Annotated in this window: 21 protein-coding genes; 3 read left to right on the top strand and 18 right to left on the bottom strand. The window is 32.5% G+C overall.

Features of this window, described 5'->3' with window-relative positions:
* Window positions 1–108: 108 nt before the first annotated feature.
* The 13 genes from WG950_RS12595 to WG950_RS12655 form a co-directional block, all read right to left on the bottom strand.
* The gene (locus WG950_RS12595) at window positions 109–924 is read right to left on the bottom strand and encodes a purine-nucleoside phosphorylase (RefSeq protein WP_340932816.1); all 816 of its coding nucleotides are present in this window, start codon (window positions 922–924) and stop codon (window positions 109–111) included.
* A gap of 20 nt (window positions 925–944) precedes the next feature.
* A complete protein-coding gene (locus tag WG950_RS12600) occupies window positions 945–1,553 on the bottom strand; it encodes a TIGR04282 family arsenosugar biosynthesis glycosyltransferase (protein ID WP_340932818.1) in 609 nt (202 codons plus the stop codon).
* 14 nt (window positions 1,554–1,567) lie between these two features.
* Entirely contained in the window at window positions 1,568–2,062 is a 495-nt protein-coding gene (locus WG950_RS12605; protein WP_340932820.1) for a rhodanese-like domain-containing protein, read from the bottom strand.
* Between the two features lie 57 nt (window positions 2,063–2,119).
* Window positions 2,120–3,088 (bottom strand): arsenosugar biosynthesis arsenite methyltransferase ArsM, encoded by a 969-nt coding sequence (arsM, locus tag WG950_RS12610; RefSeq protein WP_340932821.1) that lies wholly within the window; start codon window positions 3,086–3,088, stop codon window positions 2,120–2,122.
* A gap of 16 nt (window positions 3,089–3,104) precedes the next feature.
* Complete coding sequence (locus WG950_RS12615) at window positions 3,105–3,932, bottom strand: metallophosphoesterase family protein (RefSeq protein WP_340932822.1); 828 nt, start codon at window positions 3,930–3,932, stop codon at window positions 3,105–3,107.
* Window positions 3,917–5,251 (bottom strand): sodium:solute symporter family transporter, encoded by a 1,335-nt coding sequence (locus WG950_RS12620; protein WP_340932825.1) that lies wholly within the window; start codon window positions 5,249–5,251, stop codon window positions 3,917–3,919. Before WG950_RS12620 ends, WG950_RS12615 begins: the two co-directional genes overlap by 16 nt.
* A gap of 3 nt (window positions 5,252–5,254) precedes the next feature.
* Window positions 5,255–6,694: a SusD/RagB family nutrient-binding outer membrane lipoprotein gene (locus WG950_RS12625; protein WP_340932826.1), complete on the bottom strand. Its 1,440-nt coding sequence runs from the start codon at window positions 6,692–6,694 to the stop codon at window positions 5,255–5,257.
* Window positions 6,695–6,703: 9 nt separating this feature from the next.
* The gene (locus WG950_RS12630; protein ID WP_340932828.1) at window positions 6,704–9,898 is read right to left on the bottom strand and encodes a SusC/RagA family TonB-linked outer membrane protein; all 3,195 of its coding nucleotides are present in this window, start codon (window positions 9,896–9,898) and stop codon (window positions 6,704–6,706) included.
* A 55-nt stretch (window positions 9,899–9,953) separates the two neighbouring features.
* Window positions 9,954–10,637: a TIGR04282 family arsenosugar biosynthesis glycosyltransferase gene (locus WG950_RS12635; protein ID WP_340932830.1), complete on the bottom strand. Its 684-nt coding sequence runs from the start codon at window positions 10,635–10,637 to the stop codon at window positions 9,954–9,956.
* 3 nt (window positions 10,638–10,640) lie between these two features.
* Window positions 10,641–11,696, bottom strand: a complete 1,056-nt coding sequence (arsS, locus tag WG950_RS12640) for an arsenosugar biosynthesis radical SAM (seleno)protein ArsS (RefSeq protein WP_079737121.1) — start codon at window positions 11,694–11,696, stop codon at window positions 10,641–10,643.
* 230 nt (window positions 11,697–11,926) lie between these two features.
* A complete protein-coding gene (locus tag WG950_RS12645; protein ID WP_077809920.1) occupies window positions 11,927–12,262 on the bottom strand; it encodes an arsenosugar biosynthesis-associated peroxidase-like protein in 336 nt (111 codons plus the stop codon).
* A 69-nt stretch (window positions 12,263–12,331) separates the two neighbouring features.
* The gene (locus tag WG950_RS12650; RefSeq protein ID WP_340932833.1) at window positions 12,332–13,042 is read right to left on the bottom strand and encodes a DUF547 domain-containing protein; all 711 of its coding nucleotides are present in this window, start codon (window positions 13,040–13,042) and stop codon (window positions 12,332–12,334) included.
* Between the two features lie 47 nt (window positions 13,043–13,089).
* Window positions 13,090–13,773 (bottom strand): queuosine precursor transporter, encoded by a 684-nt coding sequence (locus WG950_RS12655; protein WP_340932834.1) that lies wholly within the window; start codon window positions 13,771–13,773, stop codon window positions 13,090–13,092.
* A gap of 169 nt (window positions 13,774–13,942) precedes the next feature.
* On the opposite strand from WG950_RS12655, the gene fabD reads away from it, so the two are divergent.
* Window positions 13,943–14,830, top strand: coding sequence for an ACP S-malonyltransferase (gene fabD, locus WG950_RS12660; protein WP_340932835.1), 888 nt, complete (start codon window positions 13,943–13,945; stop codon window positions 14,828–14,830).
* Window positions 14,831–14,910: 80 nt separating this feature from the next.
* Here fabD and WG950_RS12665 read toward each other — a convergent pair whose 3' ends face one another.
* From WG950_RS12665 to WG950_RS12680, 4 genes are all read right to left on the bottom strand, one after another.
* A complete protein-coding gene (locus WG950_RS12665) occupies window positions 14,911–17,745 on the bottom strand; it encodes a pitrilysin family protein (protein ID WP_340932837.1) in 2,835 nt (944 codons plus the stop codon).
* Between the two features lie 115 nt (window positions 17,746–17,860).
* On the bottom strand, window positions 17,861–18,055 hold the full coding sequence (locus WG950_RS12670) for a hypothetical protein (protein WP_340932839.1): 195 nt from the start codon (window positions 18,053–18,055) through the stop codon (window positions 17,861–17,863).
* A 281-nt stretch (window positions 18,056–18,336) separates the two neighbouring features.
* Window positions 18,337–19,350: a UDP-glucose 4-epimerase GalE gene (gene galE / locus WG950_RS12675; RefSeq protein WP_340932841.1), complete on the bottom strand. Its 1,014-nt coding sequence runs from the start codon at window positions 19,348–19,350 to the stop codon at window positions 18,337–18,339.
* Window positions 19,351–19,359: 9 nt separating this feature from the next.
* Complete coding sequence (locus WG950_RS12680) at window positions 19,360–20,523, bottom strand: DegT/DnrJ/EryC1/StrS family aminotransferase (RefSeq protein ID WP_077809913.1); 1,164 nt, start codon at window positions 20,521–20,523, stop codon at window positions 19,360–19,362.
* Between the two features lie 74 nt (window positions 20,524–20,597).
* Between WG950_RS12680 and WG950_RS12685 the strand changes: the two genes are divergently transcribed.
* Window positions 20,598–22,979: a penicillin acylase family protein gene (locus WG950_RS12685; protein ID WP_340932844.1), complete on the top strand. Its 2,382-nt coding sequence runs from the start codon at window positions 20,598–20,600 to the stop codon at window positions 22,977–22,979.
* 49 nt (window positions 22,980–23,028) lie between these two features.
* A complete protein-coding gene (locus tag WG950_RS12690; protein ID WP_340932846.1) occupies window positions 23,029–23,619 on the top strand; it encodes a PhnA domain-containing protein in 591 nt (196 codons plus the stop codon).
* A gap of 147 nt (window positions 23,620–23,766) precedes the next feature.
* Here the strand turns inward: WG950_RS12690 and WG950_RS12695 are convergent, their stop codons facing one another.
* Complete coding sequence (locus WG950_RS12695) at window positions 23,767–24,867, bottom strand: DUF4407 domain-containing protein (RefSeq protein WP_340932848.1); 1,101 nt, start codon at window positions 24,865–24,867, stop codon at window positions 23,767–23,769.
* Window positions 24,868–24,919: the final 52 nt, after the last annotated feature.

Raw genomic sequence — 24,919 nt, forward strand, 5'->3', positions numbered from 1 at the left:
GAATTTTAAAGAATAAATAATATTTTATATAAGCAAAAAGAGAATATTTTTAGGTATGCCATACGGCTCTCTAAAGATATCCTCTTTTAAGTATTCTAAAGGATGCGTTTATAATTCTTTAACCACTTCTTTAAAAATAGTAATCATCTTAGGTTCTGCAGCACCAGCAATGGCAATAATTTCTGCAATATCTACAGGTTGTAAATTCTTAGGATCACACTCATCTGTTAATACAGAAATTGCAGCACATGGCAGGTTTAATTGTTTGGCAACAATTACCTCTGGCACAGTACTCATACCAACGGCATCAGCTTCTAAAATTTGCAACATTCTATATTCTGCCCTCGTTTCTAACTGTGGACCAAGAACACTTGCGTACATACCTTGATGTAATTGAATTTTATGCGCTTTTGCGATGTCTTTTATTTTTATATTGATTGCTTTTGAATACGGTTCTAGCATATCGGCAAAAATATTACCAAAGGCATTTGCACCGTTAAAAGCTAATGGCGAACTACCTTGAAGATTGATGTGGTCTTCTATCAACATTAAATCTCCTTTTTTATAATCTAGGTTAATAGCACCCGCAGCATTAGAAATTAATAGATTTTGAATGCCCAAACCGTGCATCGCTCTAATGCCGTAAGTTACTTCCCATGGCGTATAACCTTCGTATAAATGAAATCTACCCGCCATTACGATAACTTTTTTACCAGACAAATCACCATAAATTAATTTTCCAGAATGAAACTCTACAGTAGCTACCGGAAAGTTAGGAATGTCTGCATACGGAATTTCTTTTTCGATGGTAATTTCATCTACCAACTTACCCAAACCTGTACCTAAAACAATACCTGTAGCAGGATTTGTAATACCTTTTGCTTTTAAAAAATCGATGGTTTCTTGTAATTGCTGTTGTTTCATAATTTTAGTTTGGTCTATTTTTATAATAAATGTTCAAAAGCAGGATGGTTTGCTATATCTTCATAAACATCTACATCATTCAATTCGTGTAACAAATGTACTTTTTTATCTTGTAAATCTTTTAAAGTTGCGGCTCTAACCGTTTCTGTGCCCCATTCTTTGTTTTGAAACACTTTTTCGTGCAAGCGATTCATCCCTAACAAATAATAACCACCATCTTCTGCAGGCCCAATAACTGCATCATTAGTATCTAATTGATGAAAAGCATGGTCTACCGTTTCTGGTGTTAAATCGTACAAATCGCTACCAATAATTAAAACCTTGTTATAGCCGGCTGTAAAACCATTGTAAAAAGCATTTTGCATTCGAATACCTAAATCTTCGCCAACTTGTTGGTGTTTTTGAAAAACATTAGCATCCCAAAGATCGTTTTCTCTAATTTTAACGGAATAGTACACCGCTTTGTCGGCGTTTACTTGGCTTGCAATAGTTCTTGTTCTATCTAATAGAAACTTGTAAATTTCTAAAGCTTTTTCGTCGCCAACTGTTTTTGCTAAACGTGTTTTTGCTTTTCCTAATTCTGGATTTCTAGTGAAAACAAGCAATAGGTTTTTATGATTTTTAGCCATCGTTTTTTATGAGTTTATTCGTAAACTTTTGTTCCTTTATGCAACCACTTGCCCCAGTTTTTGCTGAAAGCATGAACTTTTTCTGTGGGTTTGCCTAAGGTATCTACTACTTTAAAATTATTGTTTTTCCATTCGAAAATACCACCATATAAATTGTAAACATTGGTATAACCTTCTTGAATTAATTTGTGCGCAATGGTTTCTGAACGGATGCCTAAAGAACAATACACTACAATTTTAGCGTCTTTATCTTTGGGCAATTTTGGAAGTGTTTCTTCGAGTTGAAATTTATCGTATCCAACGTAAATGGCTTTTTTTAAATGGCTTACCTCAAACTCTGCTTTTTCTCTAGCATCTAATAAAATAGCATTGGTTTTTGGCAATGCTAAGGTTTCTACGGATATATAAGGTACGTTTCTAGTATTCCATTTATTTAATAGTTTGTCTAGTTTTTTTTGTGCAAATGCAGTAGAACTGATTACTAAAAAAAGGATGCAAAGTTTTTTCATTATTTGAGGTTTTATATCATTTTAATGCTTTTAAAAAATAGCAGCTAAAAGCTTCTATTAACAACAGCCGCCACCATCGTAGTGATATGTAGATTCTGAAAAGAAAATATCATCTCTACCCAATGCTTTTAAGGCAGCCGCAGTTTTATCGCAAATTGCCAACGGTTGATTTTTTAATAAAGTGTGGCCAGCCCCATCGTCAAAAAAGTCCTCATCACCATAATAAATGGCTGCTTTACCCGTAAAAATACAAGGACCATCTGCTGGCATTGGATCTTTAATTGCGGCAACTTCTATCGATTCTATATAAATTAACTCTTCTGTTGGATAATTTTTAGGGTCTAAAATTCGATACGGCTTTCTAGCTCTAATTTCTATCGTTCCAAAGCCAGCATCTGTTAAGGCTTTTACGTAATCTGCAATCGACAAACTTCCACTTAAACATAAGGCACGTAAACGCTCATCATTACGTAATTCGTTATTCATTTCTTGCTCGCAAGTTGGGTCGCTCATTACCAATTTACCATGCGGTTTTAATACTCGGTACATTTCTGCAATGGCTTTCTTTAAATCATCTGACTTAAAAATATTAAACAAACAGTTTTGTGCAGCAACATCAATAGAATTATCTTCTACTGGCAATGCCATAGCATCTCCTTTTCTTAAATCGACAAAATCACTTTGAAACCAATCGTTTTGAGCTTCTGCCTCTTTAAAGTTTTTACGAGATGCTTCTAACATTTCATCTACAACATCTAAACCAATAACACCACCTTTGTTTCTGTTAAAATACGCAAATTGTAGCAACTCCATTCCACCACCAACGCCAACATATAGCATTTTTGGGTTGTTGGTTAAATCTCTAGCATGCACAGTAGAACCACAACCGTAGTTCATTTCTTGCATAATTCTTGGTATTTTTAAACCAGGAAGTTCCCAAATAGGGTTGGTAGTACAACACAAACCAACGTCTGGTGTTAATGCTGCTTCTTTGTATACATTGTGTGTTGTTTCTAAATAGCTCATTTTTTCTTTTTTTATGTTATAATTGAATTCCTAATCCTTGTAAACCTGTTTCTATGGCAGGTAATATTTCTGTATTGTCCCAAATACCCGTAACAATAGTTCTAGAGTATTCTTCTGGCAGCAAACCGTTTTGCATTAATTTGCTTGTTAATTTATAATTATAATTTAAAGTATGATGTGTATAATTAAAATTTTCTTTGGCATCGTCTAAAATTGCATACCAAACACTTGGGTTACCATCATTTGCGGGCATGCCAATTACACCAGGATTTAGCCATAGTTGCCCATTTTGTTGATCTTGAAATGGCAAACCACAATGGCCCGCAACAATTACATCGCTATTGGTAGCAGTAAAATTTGGTGCTTTTTTAGACCAATCGGTAGATTTAAATATAAATTCTGATACATTAAAATAAGAACCATGGACTACAGTTGCCTTTTTTGAAGCATACTCAAACTGAATTGTATTGGGCAAAGTTTTTAAAAATTCTAAAGAGTTGCTAGATAATTTGCTTTGTGCATACGGATACCAAAGTTGCGAAAAACCATCGCATCTAGAGCCTTCTCTAAAATCGCAACCACAATCTGCTGCATTTTCACGCAACTGAATTTCTACGTTGCCTACAATACTTTTTGCGCCCCACAATTTAAATAATTGCACCGTTTCTTCTGGTTGTGCACAATAACCAACAATATCGCCTGTACAAATACAGTTTTCTGGCGGAATGCCTTCTTTTTCGGCAATTTGTTTTAGCGCTTCTATAGCTTGTAAATTGCTATAAACACCACCAAAAAGCAGTGTCTTACCAGATAGTTTGCCTAAATTTTCTATTTTCTGATCCATGATGGTATAAAGTATAATAAAATACAACTTAAAATGCCCCAAACATTTACCCAAAGTAAATCGGCATATTTTCCTGTTGTAAAAATGAGTGTTTCTGGAAAAGCATTAAATAGTAGCAAAAACCCAAAGAGCAAACCACAAGATACGCTTAGGTAGTAACTAATTTTAGGTACTTGCGCTTTCCAACAAATAAAAACAGGAGTCAAACCAATAACCATTGTACCCGATATAGTGGTTGCAGATAAGATTTCTGCATTTAAAAATACAGGAATCGTACCTAAAACGGCTACGGTAATCATCGTAATTCTTCCAAAAGAAACCGACTTTCCTAAATTTAAATCAATTGCTAAAAGTTTAGAAAAAGAAGAAAATGTAGAGTCTAAAGTTGAGGCTGCAGAGGTAATCATTATAAAATTGATAACTAACAATAATACAATACCTAAGGCTTTACCTACTTCTACAGCTGCTTGCCCAGACATTCCTTTGGTTTGTGCATAGACACCAATTAAACTGAATAAGACAATACAAATTGCACCTAAAATACTTGCCCATAAAAAACTTTTACGCGTTACTTTTGGTGATGAAATAAAGCCTCTATCAGTTAAAACAGGGTCGTGAAATGGATAACTAAACGATTGCAATAACGCCGCAAAAAAGAGGTTTAAACCCAATTCGAAACTCCATGTTCCAGAACTTATAATTTCTTCGGATGAAAAATCATCCGTAGTAAAAATGGTGCCTAAGATAATTAGCAATAAAACCGAGAAAAGCACCATTTGAATTACGTCTGTAAAAATAGAACTGCTTAAACCGCCTTTTAATGCGTAGGCAAGTGTTAGTAATGTAAATACAATTATTGCGGTAAAATAAGGTGTGCTACCTTGTGCGCCGAAATAGCTTCCAATTACCATGGTGTTGCTCCATACTTCATTAAAAAGTCGAAAAGCAATTAAAATCGAAAAGATTGCCATGGCTTTTTTACCAAATTTTGATATTAGAAATTGATGAATACTTGTAAAACCACCAACAGTTCTTAATTGATAAATAATAATACCAGCAATGGCAAAAGAAAGGTAATAACCTGCGTACGCAACACCACCAACCAAACCAAAAGCCAAACCTAAGTTGGCTGCATTGGTAATGCTTTTCGCAAAAATCCAAGAAATGATTAAACTACCTGTTAATACAGCTGTATTTGGCGCTTTCTTTTTATGGACTGCTTTAAAAAACTGCGACGTTGTTTTTGCATACGGCGATAATAAGAACAAGATAAGACTTGAACTTATAACCAATAACCATTGCCAATGTATTACATCCATACTTTATTCGTTCCACCAAACTTTAGCATCCAAACTGTTGCCGTTTGTAGCCGCTGCTGCTTTGTTATAATTTTCTGAATTTAAACTTGCTGCTTCTGCAGGATACGGCATTCGTACCGGAATTAAACCTGCGTTTAAACTTGCAGACACATCTTTTAATACCGGAAAACCAGTACGTCTATATTCTATCCAACCTTCGTAACCATTTATTAGTGATGCAATCCATTTTTGGGTAATTATTTGGTTTAACGGCGTGCTGTTTGCTGCGTTGTAATTTGCATTTGTTGCTAAATAAGTTGCAGGTAAATCGGTGTTCCAAAACTCAAAAGCTTGCGTTACACCTCTGTTGTACAACGTTTCTGCATCAGCATTTATAAATCCTTTTGCTGCAGCTTCGGCTAATAAAAAGTTGGTCTCCCAAGCAGTCATAAAATTAGCATCTAAACTAGATGTGTCTTCTCTAAAAGCAGTACCAGCCAAAGAATAATCTGACAAAGCAACCGATGTTGAGGATGCATCAATACCGTTTATCAATCCGTTATAATCATTACCCGTTGCGTTTGCAAAAGGTCTAAAAAAGGTATTGATTCTGGTGTCTTCTAAATCGGTTAACACTTCTTCCATCGTTTCCGAAAGTACAAAGTTGTTAAAATCTCCAACTCTTAATTGCGCCAATCTAAAACTGTTTGGTTCTGAATTTGTGAAATCGAAAACAGCATTTTCTGAATTGGATTGAATGTAGTTACCATTGTTAAACAAAGCTTGTAATTGTGCAGCTACATCTACTTTTGCAGAAATACGGATGAGGTATTTTATTTTTAGCGAGTTTGCAAACTGAATCCATCGATTTAAATTACCATTGTATATAATATCACCTTCTAAAGGTATTGAACCTGTATACGCATTTATTGCTGCGACTCCTTTGTCTAAATTGTCTAAAATTCCGTTTTCATTTTGATAAATGTCTTCTTGTAAATCGTAAACAGGGGTTACCGTTCCTTCGATACCATTAAAAGCTTCAAAATAAGGCACATCGCCAAATAAGTCTGTTAATCCGGCAGCCATATATGCTTTTAAAATTAAAGCAGGACCTTCATAAACCGCAAAGGCAGGTGTTTCTTTGGATTGTTTTAAAATGATTTCGTTGTCGCGTAAATTGGTGTAAAAAATACTCCAAGGATTACCACCTAATTGCGGACTTTTTAAATCGTGTCTATCAAACAAATTAAAATCTAAAGCTGTACGGTGTTGTGCCAGTAAATCTCCCGCAACAAAACCTTCGTAACTCATGTTTTCGCCAAAATTATAAAGTACTTGTCTTAACAAGAGGTTTGGCTGTACCGCAACTGGTGCGTTTGGATTGGTATTTATTTCTTCAAAATCTGTGGTGCAACTTGCAAAGATTATCGCAAAAATTGCAAGGATGTATATGTGTTTTTTCATGGTGCTTTCTTAAAAATTAAATCCTACTTTAAAACCGAAACTTCTACTTGTAGCATAACTCATGTCTTCTACACCGCTTACAAAACCATTGCCTTGAACTGCCAATTGTTCTGGATCGAAATGCGGATTTTCTGTAATAACAAATATGTTGTTACCGATAAAAGAAAAGTTCATGGTAGAAGTGTCTTTTAAACCTAAAAAGCCTTCTGCTAAATTTAAAGTATAACCAATAGAAAACTGACGAAGTTTTAAATAAGAAGCATCGTATACATTGTTTTCTTCATGATTTCTATCATAATATTGTCTGTAATAACTTTCTGCAGAAACAGCAACAGTGTTTGGTTGGCCAGTATTTACATTAACACCTTGCGCCACAATACCTGCATCTGGTCTAAAAGAAGTTTCTGCCAATTGGCCACCAACATTACCCAAAGCGCTAGTTCTAGACACAATTTCGCCACCTTGTCTCCAATCAAATAAGAAATTGGCATTCCAGTTTTTATATGCAAAACTATTGTTCCAACCCAAAGTAAAATCAGGATTGTAGTTTCCTAATTTTATCAACTCGTTATTGGCTATGTAACGCCCATTATCATCAATTAAAAACTCACCATTTTCATTTTTCTGATAACCCGTACCGTATAAATCTCCTACTTGTCCGCCTTCTTCTACTTGAAACCATACGGTTTGGTTGGCACTATTGTAAATTCTACTATACGCCAATGTTAGTCTACCTTCATCTTGTGGCAAATCTTTAATGGTAGATTTGTTTGTAGCAAAGTTGAAAGTGGTATTCCATTTAAAATTGGCTGTTTTAATTGGGGTTCCGCCTAAGATAATTTCGATTCCTTTGGTGTTTACTTTTCCGCCATTGATTACTTGTTGATTGTAACCTGAAGAAATTGCAATCGGTAAAGAAATAATTTGGTCTTTGGTAGTTGCGTTGTAATATGTAAAATCAAAATTTAAACGATCTCTAAAAAAACGGATGTCTGCACCAATTTCATAAGACGTAGTTAATTCTGGTTTTAAGTTTGCGTTTGGTATAAAATCTTGATTGCTAAAAGTAGGTTGCCCATTAAAAGTAGTCTGCGACACAAAAGCACCAGAAGTTTGGTATGGATTGGTATCATTACCAACCTGTGCAACACTAGCTCTTAGTTTTGCAAACGAAATACTTTCTGGTAATTCTGTATAATTCGAAAGTATAAAACTAGAGGATACAGAAGGATAAAAGAAAGAAGTACCATCTACAGAAAAAGGAGTTGCCAATGCGCTAGACCAATCATTTCTACCTGTAATATCTAAGTATAAAAAGTTCTTATAACCAAATTTTGCAATTCCGTATAACGAATTAATTCTCTTTTTAGAATCAAATTGAAACACTTCTATCGGAGAAGCGGCATTGTTTAAACTAAAAATACCAGGTTGTGCCAAATTGGTTGTTTGCGATTGTTTTGTTGATGCCGTTTGATCTAATCTGTTACCACCAAAAGAAGCATCAAAAGTAAAATTACCAAAGGTGTTTTTGTAGTTTATTAAAAAATCGGTATTAATTTCTCGATAAAAAACATCATGTTTTGCATACGCTCCGTTTTTAAAACGATTAGAACTAAAATTACGTTTAAATTGTCTTTTTTCTGATGAATAATCCATTCCAGAACGCAAAGAAACACTTAAGTTCTCTGTAAAATTATGGTTGATGGTGACATTACCAAAAACACGATCTCTGTTAAAAGAATTGGTATTTTCTTTTAAAATAAAATACGGATTATCGAAATAGGTATAGTTAAATGAATATTGTTGCACGCCTTCTAAACCTGGTTGCCAATAATTTTTTAAACTGTTGATGTCTAGAGAACGAGGTCCCCAAGCTACTAAAGAATAATTTACGTTTTCACTACCGTAACCATTAGCTGGTCTATTATCACTGCTAGAATTTACATAATTTACACTACTCGTAATTTTTGTATTTTCTGTTGGACGAAAGGTCATTTTTAACGCTGCCGTTTTTCGTTCTAAATTTACACCAGGTATAATAGATTCGCTATCTAAATCGGTTAGTGATAATCTATAAGAACCTGTATCAAAAGTATTGGTTATAGCAACATTATTTACGGTTGTAATCCCTGTTTGATAAAAGTCTTTTAAATTATCTGGGTTCGATTTAAATAACGTAGGCGTTATATTTTCGCTAGAATACAGCGATGTATCTCCACCTCGCACAACAGTTCCGTCTTGTAAAGTTACAGGCGAATCGAACTGAGCTATAAAATTACCAGCATCTAATCGAGGTCCCCAAGAGTAGGTGATTAAATCGTTAGTACCGCCACCTAAGCCATCTACATATTCGAAGTTGCCAGCATTTCCTTGACCATATTCATTTTGAAAATCTGGCAAACGAAAAGCATTATCAAAAGTAATAGAAGAGTTAATGCTTACGCCCAAACCTTTCTTTTTGCTACCATCTTTTGTCTTGATCACAATAACACCGTTAGAAGCTCTTGTACCATATAATGCTGCGGCACTTGGCCCTTTTAAAACGGTTACAGATGCAATGTCATCCGCATTTACTTCCATAGCACCATTTCCGAAATCTATTTCTTGGAATCCGGCAGCGGCTTCATTGGTAAAATTGAAAACAGTATTGTTGTTAATTGGCGTTCCGTCTACCACGAATAACGGATTGTTGTTAGAAAAAGAAGCCTCACCACGAATGGTAATTTTAGAAGAAGAACCAACGCCAGTTGCGCCTTGTGATACCGTAACACCTGCTAATTTACCAGATAAATTGTCTAAAAAGTTAGGTGTTTTTACTTCGTTAATATCCTTAGATTTGATTTCTTGAACCACATAACCTAATTCTTTGGTTTGCCTGTTTACACCTAAAGCAGTTACAACAACTTCATTTAAACTAGTTGCAAGTTCTTCTAAAGCGATATCTATTGCAGTGTTATTATTAATGGCTACTTTTTTAGGTTGGTAACCTAAGTAGCTAAATGTTAAAAATTGGGTGTTTTTAGAAATAGTTATGGTATAATTACCATTTAAATCTGAAGTTGTTCCGTTTGTATTTATAGCTTTAATGCTAACGTATGGTAACACTTCGCCAGAACTTTTATCAGTAATAGTTCCTGTAATTTTTTGTTGTGCAAAACTTATGCTTGTAACAAGCATAAGTATACACATAGTAATGTATTTCATCGAGTGAATTTTTGTGTAAAATAAGGTTGATTTGTATTGTTAAACAATACTAAAATTATAGATACGCAAAAAATAGGGGAGAACCCTTGTTGTAGTTTTTAGTAAATGAAGAGGTTTTATAAAACGAAACCTTGCTAATATTGTATATTTTAATAGCAAAAATTGTTTTCTTTAAAAGTAGTAAAACATCTAAAGAAAGTGTTTTAAAACTTTGTAAAATCGTTTTAATATCTTCTTGCGCATCAATGTCTATTAACAACTCTAAAAAAGAGATTTGTTCTTTTTTAATTGTCGAAATCGCACCAATAGACGCTTGTAGTTTATTAGTTTGCCATGGTAATTTTAAAAAGGTTTCTTTATTAAAATGTGCCTTTTTAAGTCCCATTAAATAAAATCCACCATCTTTAGAAGGCCCTATAACAAGTTGTTTTTTTGTTAAAGATGTATTCGCATCTAATAAATGCTTTGTTTTTAAATGAGGTGTATCATTACCAATGGTAATAACATTATCAAACCCTTTTTTAAAAATTAAATCGATAGCATTGGTAAAACGTTCACCAAAAGAAGCTCCTGTTTGTTCTTTTTCTGAAATAACAAAATAAGGGAGTTTCGATTTTTTAGCCGTTTTTAAAGTCTGCTTGTTTAAAGCACTAAAAATCTCTGCAGATAGAAATTCTTTTCTTTCTACTTCTTTAGCTGCTGAATTTGCAAAAATTAATAAGGCGGTTTTTTGATTCATAGATTACGCTACAACTCCTTGGCAACTACTTCCTGCACCGGCGGTACAACCATAACAATGCTGATTGATAATAATATTTCTATTTTGTAATAATTCTTCGTTATAATCAGAAACGTGCTTTACTTTACTAGCAACTTTTAAATTTAGCATTTGGTTAAAATCACAATCATACAACCAACCGTCCCAACTTATAGAAATTGTGTTTGTACACATTACATTTTCTACAGCCGCAGGATTGTAAGCATCTAATAAAGAATGCATATAATCTTCGTAATTATCTGAAGCAATTAAGTAATCTAAAAAACGACTAATTGGTAAATTTGTAATGGCAAACAAACTATGAAAATCAATGTCAAAATCGGCTTTTAAAGCTTTCTTAAAATCGTTTTCTAATGCCATTTGATCTCCTGGTAAAAAGGCTCCTGATGGATTGTAAACCAAATCTAACTTTAAATTAGAACCCGGCATACCATAACCTACAGCATTTAATTCTTGTAAAGCTTTAATTGATTTATCAAAAACACCATCACCACGTTGCTTATCTGTTTTTCCACGCGTCCAATGTGGCATCGAAGAAACAACATGTACATTGTGTTTTTTGAAAAACTCTGGTAAATCGTAGTACTTTTTATTAGCTCTAATAATTGTTAAGTTAGAACGCACAATAAAATCTTTAATTCCGGCTTTAGAAGCTTCTTCTACAAACCATCTAAAATTAGGATTCATTTCTGGTGCACCACCAGTTAAATCTAGCGTATGTGCTTCTGTTTTTTTAATAACATCTAAACACTGTTGCATGGTTTCTACCGTCATGATTTCTTTACGATCTGGACCAGCATCTACATGACAATGCTCGCAAACTTGGTTACACATATAACCTAAGTTTATTTGTAAAATTTCTAATTTTTTAGGACGTAAAGGAAACTGATTTGTTTCTTTAATTTTAGCAGCAAAAGTTGGTAATTCTCCGTTAGCAAATATGCCGCTAGAAAGAATTTCCATTTGACGAGACGTATTAGCAATATCGTTATTTCTTGCTTTTAATGATTTTGTAGCCATTTATTTTTTAATATTCTTTAGCAGTTGCAGTTTTCAGTTGGTTTTTGGTTACCTTTATCTGTAAACCGTTTGCATGTTTCGCTTTATTTTAAATAAAAAATTGTTCGTAGTATTTACGAAGAAATTTGTTTTTCGGTTTTAGATTGATAAAATATAAATGTTTTTAGATGCATGCTTGCGCGGAAATAAGCAATTCACACAAAAACGAATGAACATTTTTGGCACTCTATTTACATTTCTAATTTGTTTACTTTATTCATCATTTGCACACCGTGTACTAAAGTCGCACCACTTTTAATGGCAGCACCCACATGTATCGCTTCCATCATTTCGGGTTTTGTAATCCCACGTTGCAAACCATCTTTAGTGTAAGCATCTATACAATACGGACATTGTTCTGTATGTGCAACGGCTAAGGCAATTAAAGATTTTTCGCGAGCAGTTAACGCACCCTCTTCAAAAACTTTACCGTAATAATCAAAAAATTTATTTCCTAATTCTTCGCTCCATTCCGTTATTTTTCCGAATTTTCTTAAATCTGATGCGTCGTAATATGTTTTTGACATTCTTTGTTTTTTTGAATTGAAATTGAAAGATACAAATAGTTTTCAAACAAAAATAGCATTTTAGAAATGCTATTTTTCGTTCAAGCTCCAATCGTAATTTAAGTAACTGATTTTTGCTTTTTTATTGATTTTGATATCAGCATATTTATTTAAATAATCGATAACAGACCCTTCTTTTGTAAAATCATCTTTAAACCAATTAAATATTGAAGAAATTTTTACTTTTTTTTCTGATAACTTGTTTCTAGAGCTATCATTTACAAACGCTGTCATTAATTTTTCTAAAGCGGAATCAATATTTTGCTCCGTAAAAGCCATATTTGCTAATTTAGGACAAGAGCCCGATGCACAATTAACACCCACATGAATTCTTGGGTCGAATAAATTTTTACGTAAAATTTCGTGTTCTATATGGTCTAAAGTATAGGTCTTTCCACCAACTTTGGCAAAGGGAATTTTCCAAGCAGTTTTTCCATCTTCTTTAATATCGGTAATACTTTTTAATGGGTAATTGTCTAAAATTATTTTTAAAGTATAAGCATTATAGGCATTTATCCAAAAAGCTTTTTGTTTAGCAACAGACCAAGAAGAAGTTGGTTTTGTTTTTTCTAAGTAAGAAATGTATGTATTTAATTTTGCCTCGTCTGCTTTAAAGTTTTTATAATTTACCAAACCTTGTTTAGAAACGTGTGTTTCTAATAAATTATTAAAAATAGAAGTTTGTGCTTGTAATTGCATAAAGCTAAAAGATACGAAAAGGAAGAATGCTAGTTTTTTCATTTTTATAAATTGTTTGTACTCTTTTAGACGTAGTAATTTTAATTCAATTACAAAATTTCTTCTCCAATTTTTAAATGAAACCTTTTTCGAAATAAATAAACCAAGCCATATAAAATCGGAGTATCTAATGCTGCTACAATAACTTTGAATAAAAAGCCACTAATTAGTAAGCTAGTAAATATAGACCACGGTAAAATTTTAAAAGAAGATAATAAAAATAGTACTGTAAAAGTGTCTATAAATTGCGAGGCAAAAGTAGAAAAGTTATTGCGTAACCAAAGATGTTTGCCGTTGGTTTTCTTTTTCCAGAAATGAAAAATTTTGATGTCTACAAATTGCGCACACAAATAAGCCATCATCGAAGCAAAAACAGCAAGCGGAGAGAGACCAAACACTTTATGAAATTCATTATTATTAATAGGAGAGTTCTCTATTGCAGGTGCAAAATCTGCTACTAAAATAATTAGCATCGAAAAAAAGGAAGCGAAAATACCAGCAATTACCACTTGATTCGCTTTCTTTTTACCATAAATTTCTGATAAAATATCTGTAATTAAAAAAGTAATAGGATACGGCAAGATACCAACAGAAACCTCAAATTTATAAAGACCAAAGGGTTCCCAATAAAAGAATTTTTGAAAAATCAAATTAGAAGCAACCAAAGAAGCAATAAATAATGCCGCCAACGTAAGGTATATTGTATCTGCTAATTGTCTGTCTTTTTCTCTCATAAGAACGAAGGTACTAAATATTAGTTTTGTTTCATGAAAAAACTAATGTATTAAACAAAGTTAATTTAGTACATGAATAATTATATGCTTTTTTTGATAAAAATAGTAGTTTTACAGTCTCTAATAAAAAGGTTATTTTTGCGCCACAAACAACAAAAAAAGAATAAAAATGAAAGCATATATTTTTCCGGGACAAGGAGCACAGTTTACAGGAATGGGATTGGATTTGTATGAGAAATCTGCATTAGCCCAAGAATATTTCGAAAAAGCAAATGATATATTGGGGTTTTCTATTACTGATATTATGTTCGAAGGTACTGCAGAGCAATTAAAAGAAACAAAAGTTACACAGCCTGCTATTTTTTTACATTCGGTAATTTTAGCAAAAGTTTTAGGAGATTCTTTTAAACCAGAAATGGTTGCAGGACATTCTTTAGGGGAATTATCTGCTTTAGTTGCTAACGGAGTTTTATCTTTTGAAGACGGATTGACATTGGTTTCTAAAAGAGCTTTAGCAATGCAAAAAGCCTGTGAAATTGCACCGTCTACAATGGCAGCAGTTTTAGGGTTAGCAGATGAGGTTGTAGAAGATACTTGTGCAGCTATAGATGGAGTAGTAGTTGCTGCAAATTACAATTGTCCGGGACAATTAGTTATTTCTGGAGAAATAGAAGCAGTAGAAAAAGCCTGTGAGGTTTTAACAGAAAAAGGAGCAAGAAGAGCATTGTTGTTACCTGTTGGTGGTGCATTCCATTCACCAATGATGGAGCCTGCAAGAGAAGAATTAGCAGCAGCAATTAAAGCAACTACTTTTAGTGAGCCAACCTGTGCTGTATATCAAAATGTAGTAGCAAAAGCAGTTACTAATCCAGAAGAAATTAAAGAGAATTTAATAGCACAACTAACGGCACCAGTAAAATGGACGCAATGTGTACAAGCAATGATTGCTGATGGAGGAACAGAGTTTATAGAAGTAGGGCCAGGTAAAGTATTACAAGGATTAATGCGTAAAATAGATAGATCTGTTACTGCAAGTGGAGCTGTTTTAGCAGAATAAATAAAGGAATTTTCAAATAATAAAAATCCCAATTTCAATACTTTTGAAATTGGGATTTTTTATTCTAATAAATTAAGACTTTAATTCTTAATTTTCTTTTGTCTTTCGTTCAATAAAATAGGTTCACCATACCCTAATTCTTTCATACGATTTAATTGTGTTTCTGCATCACCAACAATTAACCAAATCATTTTATTAGGATTTACATATGTGTTTGCCAATTCAGAAATTCTTTCTTTGGTCATGTTATTCACGGTTTCTTCTCGATCGCTTATATAATCTGCTTTCATACCGTAATTTGCAATATTAGATAACATTCTTAATTTAGCACCAGCAGTTTCGAAAGCTCTGGCATTACTTTTAATTAAGAAACCTTTGGTTGTTTCTAAATCTTTATCAGAAAATGTTGTAGGATACTCTTCTAAAATTTTCTTAACTGCTTGTGCAGATTCTAAAGTAACATTAGATCTTACACCACTAGAAATTGTAAAAGTTCCTTTTGCTTTTGTTCCTGAAAAACCAGAACGAATACCGTAAGTATAACCTTTTCCTTCTCTTAATTCTTGCGTTAAACGAGACGCAAAACCACCACCACCAAGAATATAATTCATAACAGAAGCAGCGTAGTAATCTTTATCTGTTGCCGCTAACGCTGGTGCGCCAAATTGTAAAACAGATTGTTTTGCATTTGGTATATCATAAAAATAAACAACAGGTTTGTTAGGAGCATCTGGTGTTTTATATTCCGGAATTGTAACAGCTTTTGAGTGCCAGTTTGTGTTTAAAGAAGCCAGAGAATTTACCACAGTTTCTTCTGTAATGTCACCAACAACTAACATTTTTGCAACAGAAGGAGAAATGTAGTTGTTATAGTATTCTTTTAAATCTTCTATAGAGATATTTTCTACTGATGAAATTGTACCCAATGTGTTTTTAGATCGGATGTTGTCTTCACCATAAATTAGAGTTTTGTATGCATTTCTTGCAACCGAGTTTGGACTTGCTTCTTGTTGTCTTAAATTAGAAATAGTCGCTTTTTTAAGTAATGCAAATTCTGTTTCATCAAATCTTGGTTCTAACAACATTTCCTGCGCTAAAGCCAAAGTTTTGGTATAGTTTTTAGCTAAAGTTGTTCCGCTTAAAGTAATGTTTTCTTTAGTTGCGTAAATGTAGATAGAAGCACCTAATTCTTGAATAGCTTCTTCTAATTGTTGTACGCTTTTGTTTTTAGTTCCTTTATTTAACAAGTCCGCAGTTAAATTAGCGACACCCAATTTATCTAAAGATTCTAATAACTGTCCACCATCAATAGTCAAGTTAAAACGCACTAATGGAACTTCGTTATTTTCGATCCCGTAAATTTTTAAACCATTTTCTAAACCTGCTTCGTAAACTTTTGGCACTGCTAATGAGGGTGCTTTACCATATTCTGGTTCTATACTTCTATCGAAAGAAGATGGAGTTTTCTTATAGGTAGCTGCAATTTTAGGGTCAAAAGTTTCTTCTGCGCCATTAACAATTTTTTCTTCTATAACATTTGCCAAAGTAGAACCTTTAAGGGCAAGTTCTGCGCTGTTTTTAGGAACAAAACTAGTAGCAATGTAATTTTTATCTTTAATATACGTATTGTAAACACGCATTACATCGTCTTTAGTAACTGCCAGTGTTTTTTTGATATCTTCTGTAGCAAAACCAGGATTTCCTAAATATGTATTATTAGAAGCTAAGTTAGATCCTTTCCCTAAAACACTCGATAAACCTAAATAAAATTGAGTTTCTTGTCCTGCTTTTATTCTTTGTAAATCTTTATCAGAAATACCTTCAGATTCAAACTTTGCAAAACCCTTTTCGATACCTGCTTTTACTTCATCTAAATTTTTACCGTTAAAAGCTCTAACAATTAATTGAGTTTCACCAGCCAATTCAGATGCGTAATTATACATCACTGTGTTAGATGTTAATTTTAAATCGTCTACTAAAACAGTGTTAAGTGGTGCAGATTTTCCGTCTGATAAATACTGAGTTAAAACTTCTAAAGCATAAGAATCTTCGTGATACATTTCTACACTTGGCCAAACCATTGTTAATTGTGGTACTCTGGCAAAATTGTCTTCGTAATATAAAAACTTTGTTTCTTTAACTTCACCCGGTTTTTTCTCTAAAGCCGGAATTTCTTCTCCTTTAGGAATTTCATCAAAATATTTATGAACCCATTTTGTTGCTTCTTCGATATTAATATCTCCAGAAAGTACTAAAGTAGCATTATTTGGCACATACCATTTCTTGTAAAAATCTTTTACATCTTGTAAAGTTGCATTTTGTAAATCTTCTAAAGAACCAATTACTTGCCAATTGTAAGGATGATTTTTTGGGTACAAGTTTTTACCGATTACGTATTGATTGTGTCCGTATGGTCGGTTATCTACACTTTGTCTTTTTTCGTTTTTTACAACTTGTTTTTCTTTTGCTAAAACAGGTTCTGTAACCGTATTTATAAAATACCCAAGTTTGTCTGCCTCTGCCCAAATCATTTTTTCTAAAGCATCTTTTGGTACTGTTTGTAAGTAGTTTGTTCTGTCTCTAGAAGTAGAACCATTAGCCCCAGAACCACCAATTCTTGCACTCATTTTATCTAAACCACCTTTTCCTAAGTTTTCTGATTCTAGAAATAGTAAGTGTTCAAATAAATGAGCAAAACCTGTTCTACCTTCTTTTTCTCTTGCAGAACCAACATGAACCATTAGTTCTACTGCAACAACAGGATCTGATTTGTCTACATGAAAAATTACATCTAAACCATTGTCTAATTCGATTTTTTTGTAATTAACACGAAGCTCTTTTGTTTTTTCTTTGGAAGAATTGTTACAAGCTATAAAACTTGCAATTGCTATAAAAGCAATACATATTTTTTTCATTTTAGTTGATTTTAAGACTTTAAAGTTACTAAAATAGAAAGTGAAGATTTATTGTTTTGCTGTTAAATTATAACTAAAAAAAAATCTCAAAACATTTGTTTTGAGATTTGAACTTTTATTTAGCTAAAATACAATCGCTACAATCTTTTATTTGACCGTAATATGTTTCTCTATATTTATGTACCGTTTTAATAGGTATTACATTTAGAATTGTTTTTTTAATGTAAGTTACGTTTGTGTGAAGTCTACCCATTTTTGGTGTGTAACGCTTTTCTAAACGTGTTTTTCTTTTAATTTTAATCAGTTTCATGTTTTCTAGTATCATTGTAATTAATATGCTGCAAAGTTAGAGCGATAAAAAAGCGATGTCAATTTATAAGTGTTAAAACCCTAAGATAAACGCTAGAAATAAGAATCTGAAAATAGAAGTTGGTTGCAATTGTAAATATGATAATGCTAGCGGAATATAATTGTCATATAAAAACTCATTTTTGGTTAATTTTTGATAAAAAACACAAAAAATCACCATAAATTAACATAAAATACGTCAATTTATAGTGATTTCTTCTAGAATTTGTTTTTTTAAAAAAGCTATTTATTTTGTTGCTGTTGCCATTTCCAGGCAGATGCTAATGCTTCTTCTAAAGATTTTTCTGTCTGCCAATTTAATTCTTTATTGGCAATAGTTGTATCTGCATAAGCAGCTGTTATATCGCCTTCTCTTCTGCCAACAATTTTATAATTTAAAGATTTTTTAGCGGCTTTTTCAAAAGCTTTAATTACTTCTAAAACAGAGCTTCCAGTACCTGTACCAACATTAAAATACTCAAATTTTTCTTTGTTGATTTTCTCTAACAGACGTTGTAATGCTGCAATATGTGCTTTGGCTAAGTCAACCACATGAATATAATCTCTTACTGCTGTACCATCTGTTGTATTGTAATCATCACCAAAAACTGATAATTCTTTTCTTATTCCTGCTGCGGTTTGTGTAACATACGGAATTAAATTTTGAGGAACACCAATAGGTAACTCACCAATTTTAATACTTTCGTGCGCACCAATAGGATTAAAATAACGCAAAGCAATTGCATTTATGCCATGTGCTTTACAGGTTTCTTGTATAATTTCTTCTCCTATTTGTTTGGTATTTCCGTAAGTAGATTCAGCTTTTTTAACAGGTGCATTTTCGGTAATTGGTAATTCATCTGCTTGCCCATATACAGTACAAGAAGAAGAAAAGATAAAGTTATCGATATTTCTATCTCGCATTTCTTGCAAAATGTAAACCAAACTACCAATGTTGTTTTCGTAATAATCTAAAGGATTTTGAACACTTTCTCCAACAGCTTTAAAAGCTGCGAAATGGATAATTCCGTCAACTTTATTGTTTTTAAAGAAATTATTTACATCACTTTTAATACGTAAATCAATTTGATGAAACTCTGGTTTAGTACCAGTTATATCAGCAATATTATCTAAAACACTAAGCGTAGTGTTCGATAAGTCGTCTATAATAACTACTTCAAAACCTTTTTCTTGAAGTTCTACAACTGTATGCGAACCAATAAAACCTAAACCACCTGTAACCAATATCTTTTTCATAGAAAGTTGTTATTTAATAAAGTTATTTATTGTATTTGTTATAAATTCTAATTGCTCTGTATCTAATTCTGTGTGCATTGGTAAAGAAATTACCGTTTGAATTAGCTTGTTAGTAACAGGAAAATCCGTTTCATTATATCTATCGTCTTTATATGCTTTTTGTGCGTGTAAAGCAACAGGGTAATAAATTGCATTAGGAATACCGTTGTCTAACAAGTGCTTGTGTAGTTCATCTCTTTTGCCATTTGTAATTTGCAATGTGTATTGATGAAAAACATGACAATCACAAACATCACAAATTTCACCGCAACTGTTAGTCGCGTTTGATTTTGTGGTTGGTGTAATAATATTAGGATTGTTTGCAAATGCTTTGTTGTAAAACCTAGCAGCATTTCTTCTTGCATTACAATAACTATCTAAAAGCGGTAATTTTGCTTTTAAAACACCAGCTTGTATAGAATCTAATCTAGAGTTTACGCCAACAACATCATGGTAATAACGTGTGTACATTCCGTGATTTACAATTCCTCTAATTGTATGTGCAAGTGCATCATCATTTGTAAAAATAGCACCACCATCTCCGTAACAACCTAAGTTTTTAGAAGGAAAAAATGAGGTTGTACCTACATTACCAATAGTACCAGCTTTTTGTTTTTTACCGTTTTTAAAAGTATAATTAGCACCAATTGCTTGTGCATTATCTTCAATAACAAACAAATTATGTTCTTTTGCAATTTCCATTACTGCATCCATATTGGCAACTTGTCCAAATAAATGAACTGGCACAATAGCTTTTGTTTTTGGTGTAATTGCTTTTTTTAGTGCATCAATATTAATATTAAAAGTATCTTCATCTACATCAACTAAAACTGGTGTTAGTTTTAATAGTGCAATTACTTCTACAGTTGCAGCAAACGTAAAATCTGCAGTTATAACTTCATCACCTTGTTCTAAACCTAAGCCCATCATTGCTATTTGCAATGCATCTGTACCATTTGCACAAGGTATTACGTGTTTAACACCTAAATATTTTTCTAAATCTGCTTGAAATTCATGAACCAAAGGACCATTAATATAAGCCGATGTATTTAGTACTTGTTCTATAGAATTATTTACAGAGTCTTTAATTTTTGCATACTGACCTTGAAGGTCTACCATTTGAATTTTTTTCATGAAGTATGATTTAATAATCAGTTTCAAAAATACAACTTAAATCTATTATCTTTGGATTTATGAAACACATTTCGATGAAAATTATCAAAAAAATCGCAGCTATTTTAATTGTTATAGTAATAAGTTTAGGAATAGCAAGTTGGATTTATTTTAATAGTTTAAAACCAACATACAATGGTGAAATACAATTAAAAAATACAACAAAAGATGTAGCGGTTTATTTTGATGAAATAGGTGTACCACACATAACTGCAGAAAACCAAAAAGATGCTTACTTGGCTTTAGGTTATGTGCATGCGCAAGATAGATTGTGGCAAATGGAACTGATAAGAAGAATTGCTGCCGGAAGGTTGGCTGAAATTTTCGGAGAAAAGTTAATTCGAACAGACAAACTATTTTCTGGTTTAGGAATCGAAGAAGCATCAGAAAAAACAATACAAAATTTAGATAAGAATTCTGAAGCTTATAAAATGGCTACGGCTTATTTAGACGGTATAAATCAATATATAGAAAACGGAACAACACCGATAGAATATCGATTGGTTGGTGTAAAAAAAGAAAAATATACGCTAAAAGATATGTATAATGTTTTTGGTTATATGGCTTTTAGTTTTGCGATTGCGCATAAAACAGATCCAATGCTTAATGAAATTAAAGAAAAATTAGGCAGTACATATTTTAATGAATTGATTGGAGTAGAAGATAAAAACTTAACACTAATTCCTAACGAAAAGAATGCAGAAATTACAGGTGCTTTTTCAGAAGCAATGCAAAATCTTACAGCAGTATTGCCAATAGCTCCTTTTATTGGAAGTAATTCTTGGGTTATTGGCGCAGATAAAACAAAAAACGGAAAGGTAATTTTCGCAAACGATCCTCATATTGGTTATTCGCAACCTTCTGTTTGGTATCAAGCACATATTAAAACTCCAAATTATGAAATGTATGGTTTTCATTTGGCATTAGTTCCTTTTCCTCTTTTAGGACATAATAAAGATTACGCATATGGTTTAACAATGTTCGAGAACGATGATATCGATTTTTATGTAGAACAGAATAATCCAGAAAATGAAAACCAATATTTGTATAAAAATGAAGTCCTAAACTACAAGAAAATTGAAAAAAGATTAAAAGTTAAAGACGCTAAAGATTCTTTATATACAATAAAAGTTAGTAAACATGGGCCGTTAATGAACGGAATTATAGACCAATTACAAACAGAAAAACCAATAGCAATGCAATGGATTTATACCAAGTTAGAAAACCAAATAATGGATGTTGCTTATGAAATTTCTCATGCAAAATCTTTATTAGATTTTAAAAAAGGTGCAAGTAAACTGCATGCGCCTGGTTTAAATATGATGTACGGAGATGCTAAAAATAATATTGCATGGTTTGCTTCTGGTAAATTGTATAATTACAGAGATTCTTTGTACACAAAAACATTTTTAAACGGATCTTCTGGTACAGATGAGATTTTAAATTATATAGATTTTGATGATAATCCGCAAGCCATTAACCCTATAAGTAATTATGTATATTCTGCAAATAATCAACCAGATTCTATTCAGAATAAATTATATCCTGGTTATTATTTAGTAGAAGATAGAGCCAAAAGAATAGAAAATTTGTTAACTCCTAAAAACGATTGGTCTAAAGAAGATGTGGCAAAAATGCTTATGGATGTTACATCGCCTGTTATACCAGAAATTTCTAAGGATTTAATAGCGGCATTAGATCAACGTGATTTTTCTGCAAGTGAAAAAACAGCAGTAGTTATTTTAAAAGAATGGCAAGGTAATTTTGACAAAGAAGAAGTTGCGCCTACAATTTATAATAGATTTATTTACGAGTTTCAAAAAAATACTTTTGCAGACGAAATGCAAAAAGGATATTTTCAATTTATTAACACGCCTTTTGTAGAAAAAGTGTTGCCCGTTCAAGCAAAAAGAGAAAATTCTGTTTGGTGGGATAATGTGAATACTGTTAATAAAATAGAAACCAAGCAAGAGATAGTAACTACATCATTTAAAAAAGCATTTCAGTTTTTAGAAAATCAATTAGGAGCCAATGTTGCTGGCTGGAAATGGGAAAGAGTACTAACCGTAGAACACAAACATGCTGTTGGCGAAGTAGCTTTGCTTAGAAAATACTTTAATGTTGGCCCGTTTACAACCAATGGAGGAGACCAAGTAATAAACAATCAAATTTACGATATCGATTCTACAGGATATTATAAAGTAAAAGCAGGACCATCTACAAGAAGAGTTGTCGATTTTTCTGATGTAGAAAATAGTTTATCTATTATACCCACAGGTCAATCTGGTCGTGTATTTAGCAAGCATTATAAAGACCAAGCTCAAAAATACCTAAATGGCGAGTACGTAAAAATGATGCTAAATCAAACGGAAATTAAAAACAGTAAAAATCTTTTAATCTTAAAAGCGCAGAAGTAATTAGTATAACTAATTTTAAAATGTACTTTTGCTGCATAAAAAATAAATAATGAGTTTACAACAAGAATTAGAAAGCAGAAGCGGTAACAAATGCGAATTATGTGCTGCAACAAATAATTTATCAATTTACGAAGTAAAACCAACTTCTACAGGTGGTGTAGATGGTAGTTTGTTAGCTTGCGAAACTTGTATAACTCAAATAGAAAATCCAGAAGCTACAGATGCCAATCATTGGCGTTGTTTAAATGATTCTATGTGGTCTGAACACAGAGCTGTAAAAGTTGTCGCTTGGAGAATGTTGTCTCGCTTAAAAAACGAAGGTTGGCCACAAGATTTGTTAGATATGATGTATTTAGAAGATGACGATTTACGTTACGCTAAAGAATCTGGAGATCATTTAGACGAAAGTGAAAAAATTATTCATAGAGATGCCAACGGTGCTATTTTGCAAGCCGGAGATTCTGTTGTTTTAATTAAAGACTTAAAAGTAAAAGGTTCTAGTATGGTTGCCAAACAAGGTACAGCAGTTCGTAGAATTTCTTTAGATCATGAAAATGCAAAATATATAGAAGGCAAAGTAGGACCAACTCAAATTGTAATTATTACAGATTACGTTAAAAAAATGGCAGAAAAAGAGTAAACAGCTTCGAGTAAATTTCTTAAAGAAAATTATATCGAGAAGTTGGGCGTTACCTTTCAGGTCGCGCTTTACACTATATCTTTTTTTCGTACCTCAAAAAAGGATGCCGTTGCAATCGCTAACGCAACTACCTGCCAACAAATAGCATTACAACATTTTTTGTTGCTTTTTATAAAAAGAATCGGCTTGCAATTTCATTAAATCGCGAGCCATTTTTTGTTTGTATTTATACAATTCTTCTTCTTCGGCCATATCTTTATAGACTTTATTGTTCAAGTCTATATCAGTAGCCAACATTACTTCTCTTTGGTGTACTTGTTGTTGCACCCAAGTTTTAATAGCAGATTCTTGTTCTTCTAGTTTAAAATCATATTCACCTTTCGGAGCAATTAACTTTGCAAAAATAGGAGATGTTTCTATGGCTAAAAACAACAAGAAAATAAAAAAGGATGGCAACCAAGGCAATTTGTTTAATGCATTTACTCGAGCCATTAAACCGTCAAAATTTGCAATGATAGGTTGTGTTTTAGTCTCATTTAATTTCTTATTTTCAATTAAAGCGGCAATTGCTAATTCTTTGGTTTCTATTTTTGCAGCATTGTCTTTTTTAAGTTGGTTTAATTCAGCCAAAGCAATATCGTGTTTTTCTCTCTTTTCTTTATACACAGGTCCTTTACCTAATAGTTTGGTTCCTTTTCTTCCTTCTGCTTCGGCAATATAAGTGTCATATAACGCATTAGTAGTAATTTCTTTTTCGACGATTTCAGTTTTTAAAGCATCGATTTCGTTATTAATTTTAGCGATTTCCGGATTAAATTGTGCGGCTATTTGAGTTTTGTTATCTAAAGTCATCTGATTTTTTTCTGTTAACAAAACCTGATTGATCTCTTTTTCGAATAACTTTAACTCTAATGGTTTAGAAATAACTATTGCAATAATAATTGCCAATATAATTCTTGGTGATGCTTGTAAAAACTCTTTCCATTTAGAATCTCTTTTTTTAATTGTAGCTACTATAAATCTGTCTAAATTAAAAATTAGCAAACCCCAAACTAATCCAAAAATAAGAGCAGTAAAAATAGTATCGAAAACAGTATATAACGCATAACTTGCAGAAATTGTAGCCATAATTGCTGTAAAAAATACAGTTGCACCAATACCAACATATTTATTTTGTTCTCCGTCGGCACAATTATTTAGAAGATTTTTATCTGCACCAGAGCAAATAATAAAGAATTTTTTAAGCATAAGATGCAATTTAGTTGTTGATGGAAAATTTTTATCAATTTTTTTCTCGTTG

The sequence above is a fragment of the Polaribacter marinaquae genome (genome assembly GCF_038019025.1).
In the GTDB taxonomy this organism is placed as follows: domain Bacteria; phylum Bacteroidota; class Bacteroidia; order Flavobacteriales; family Flavobacteriaceae; genus Polaribacter; species Polaribacter marinaquae.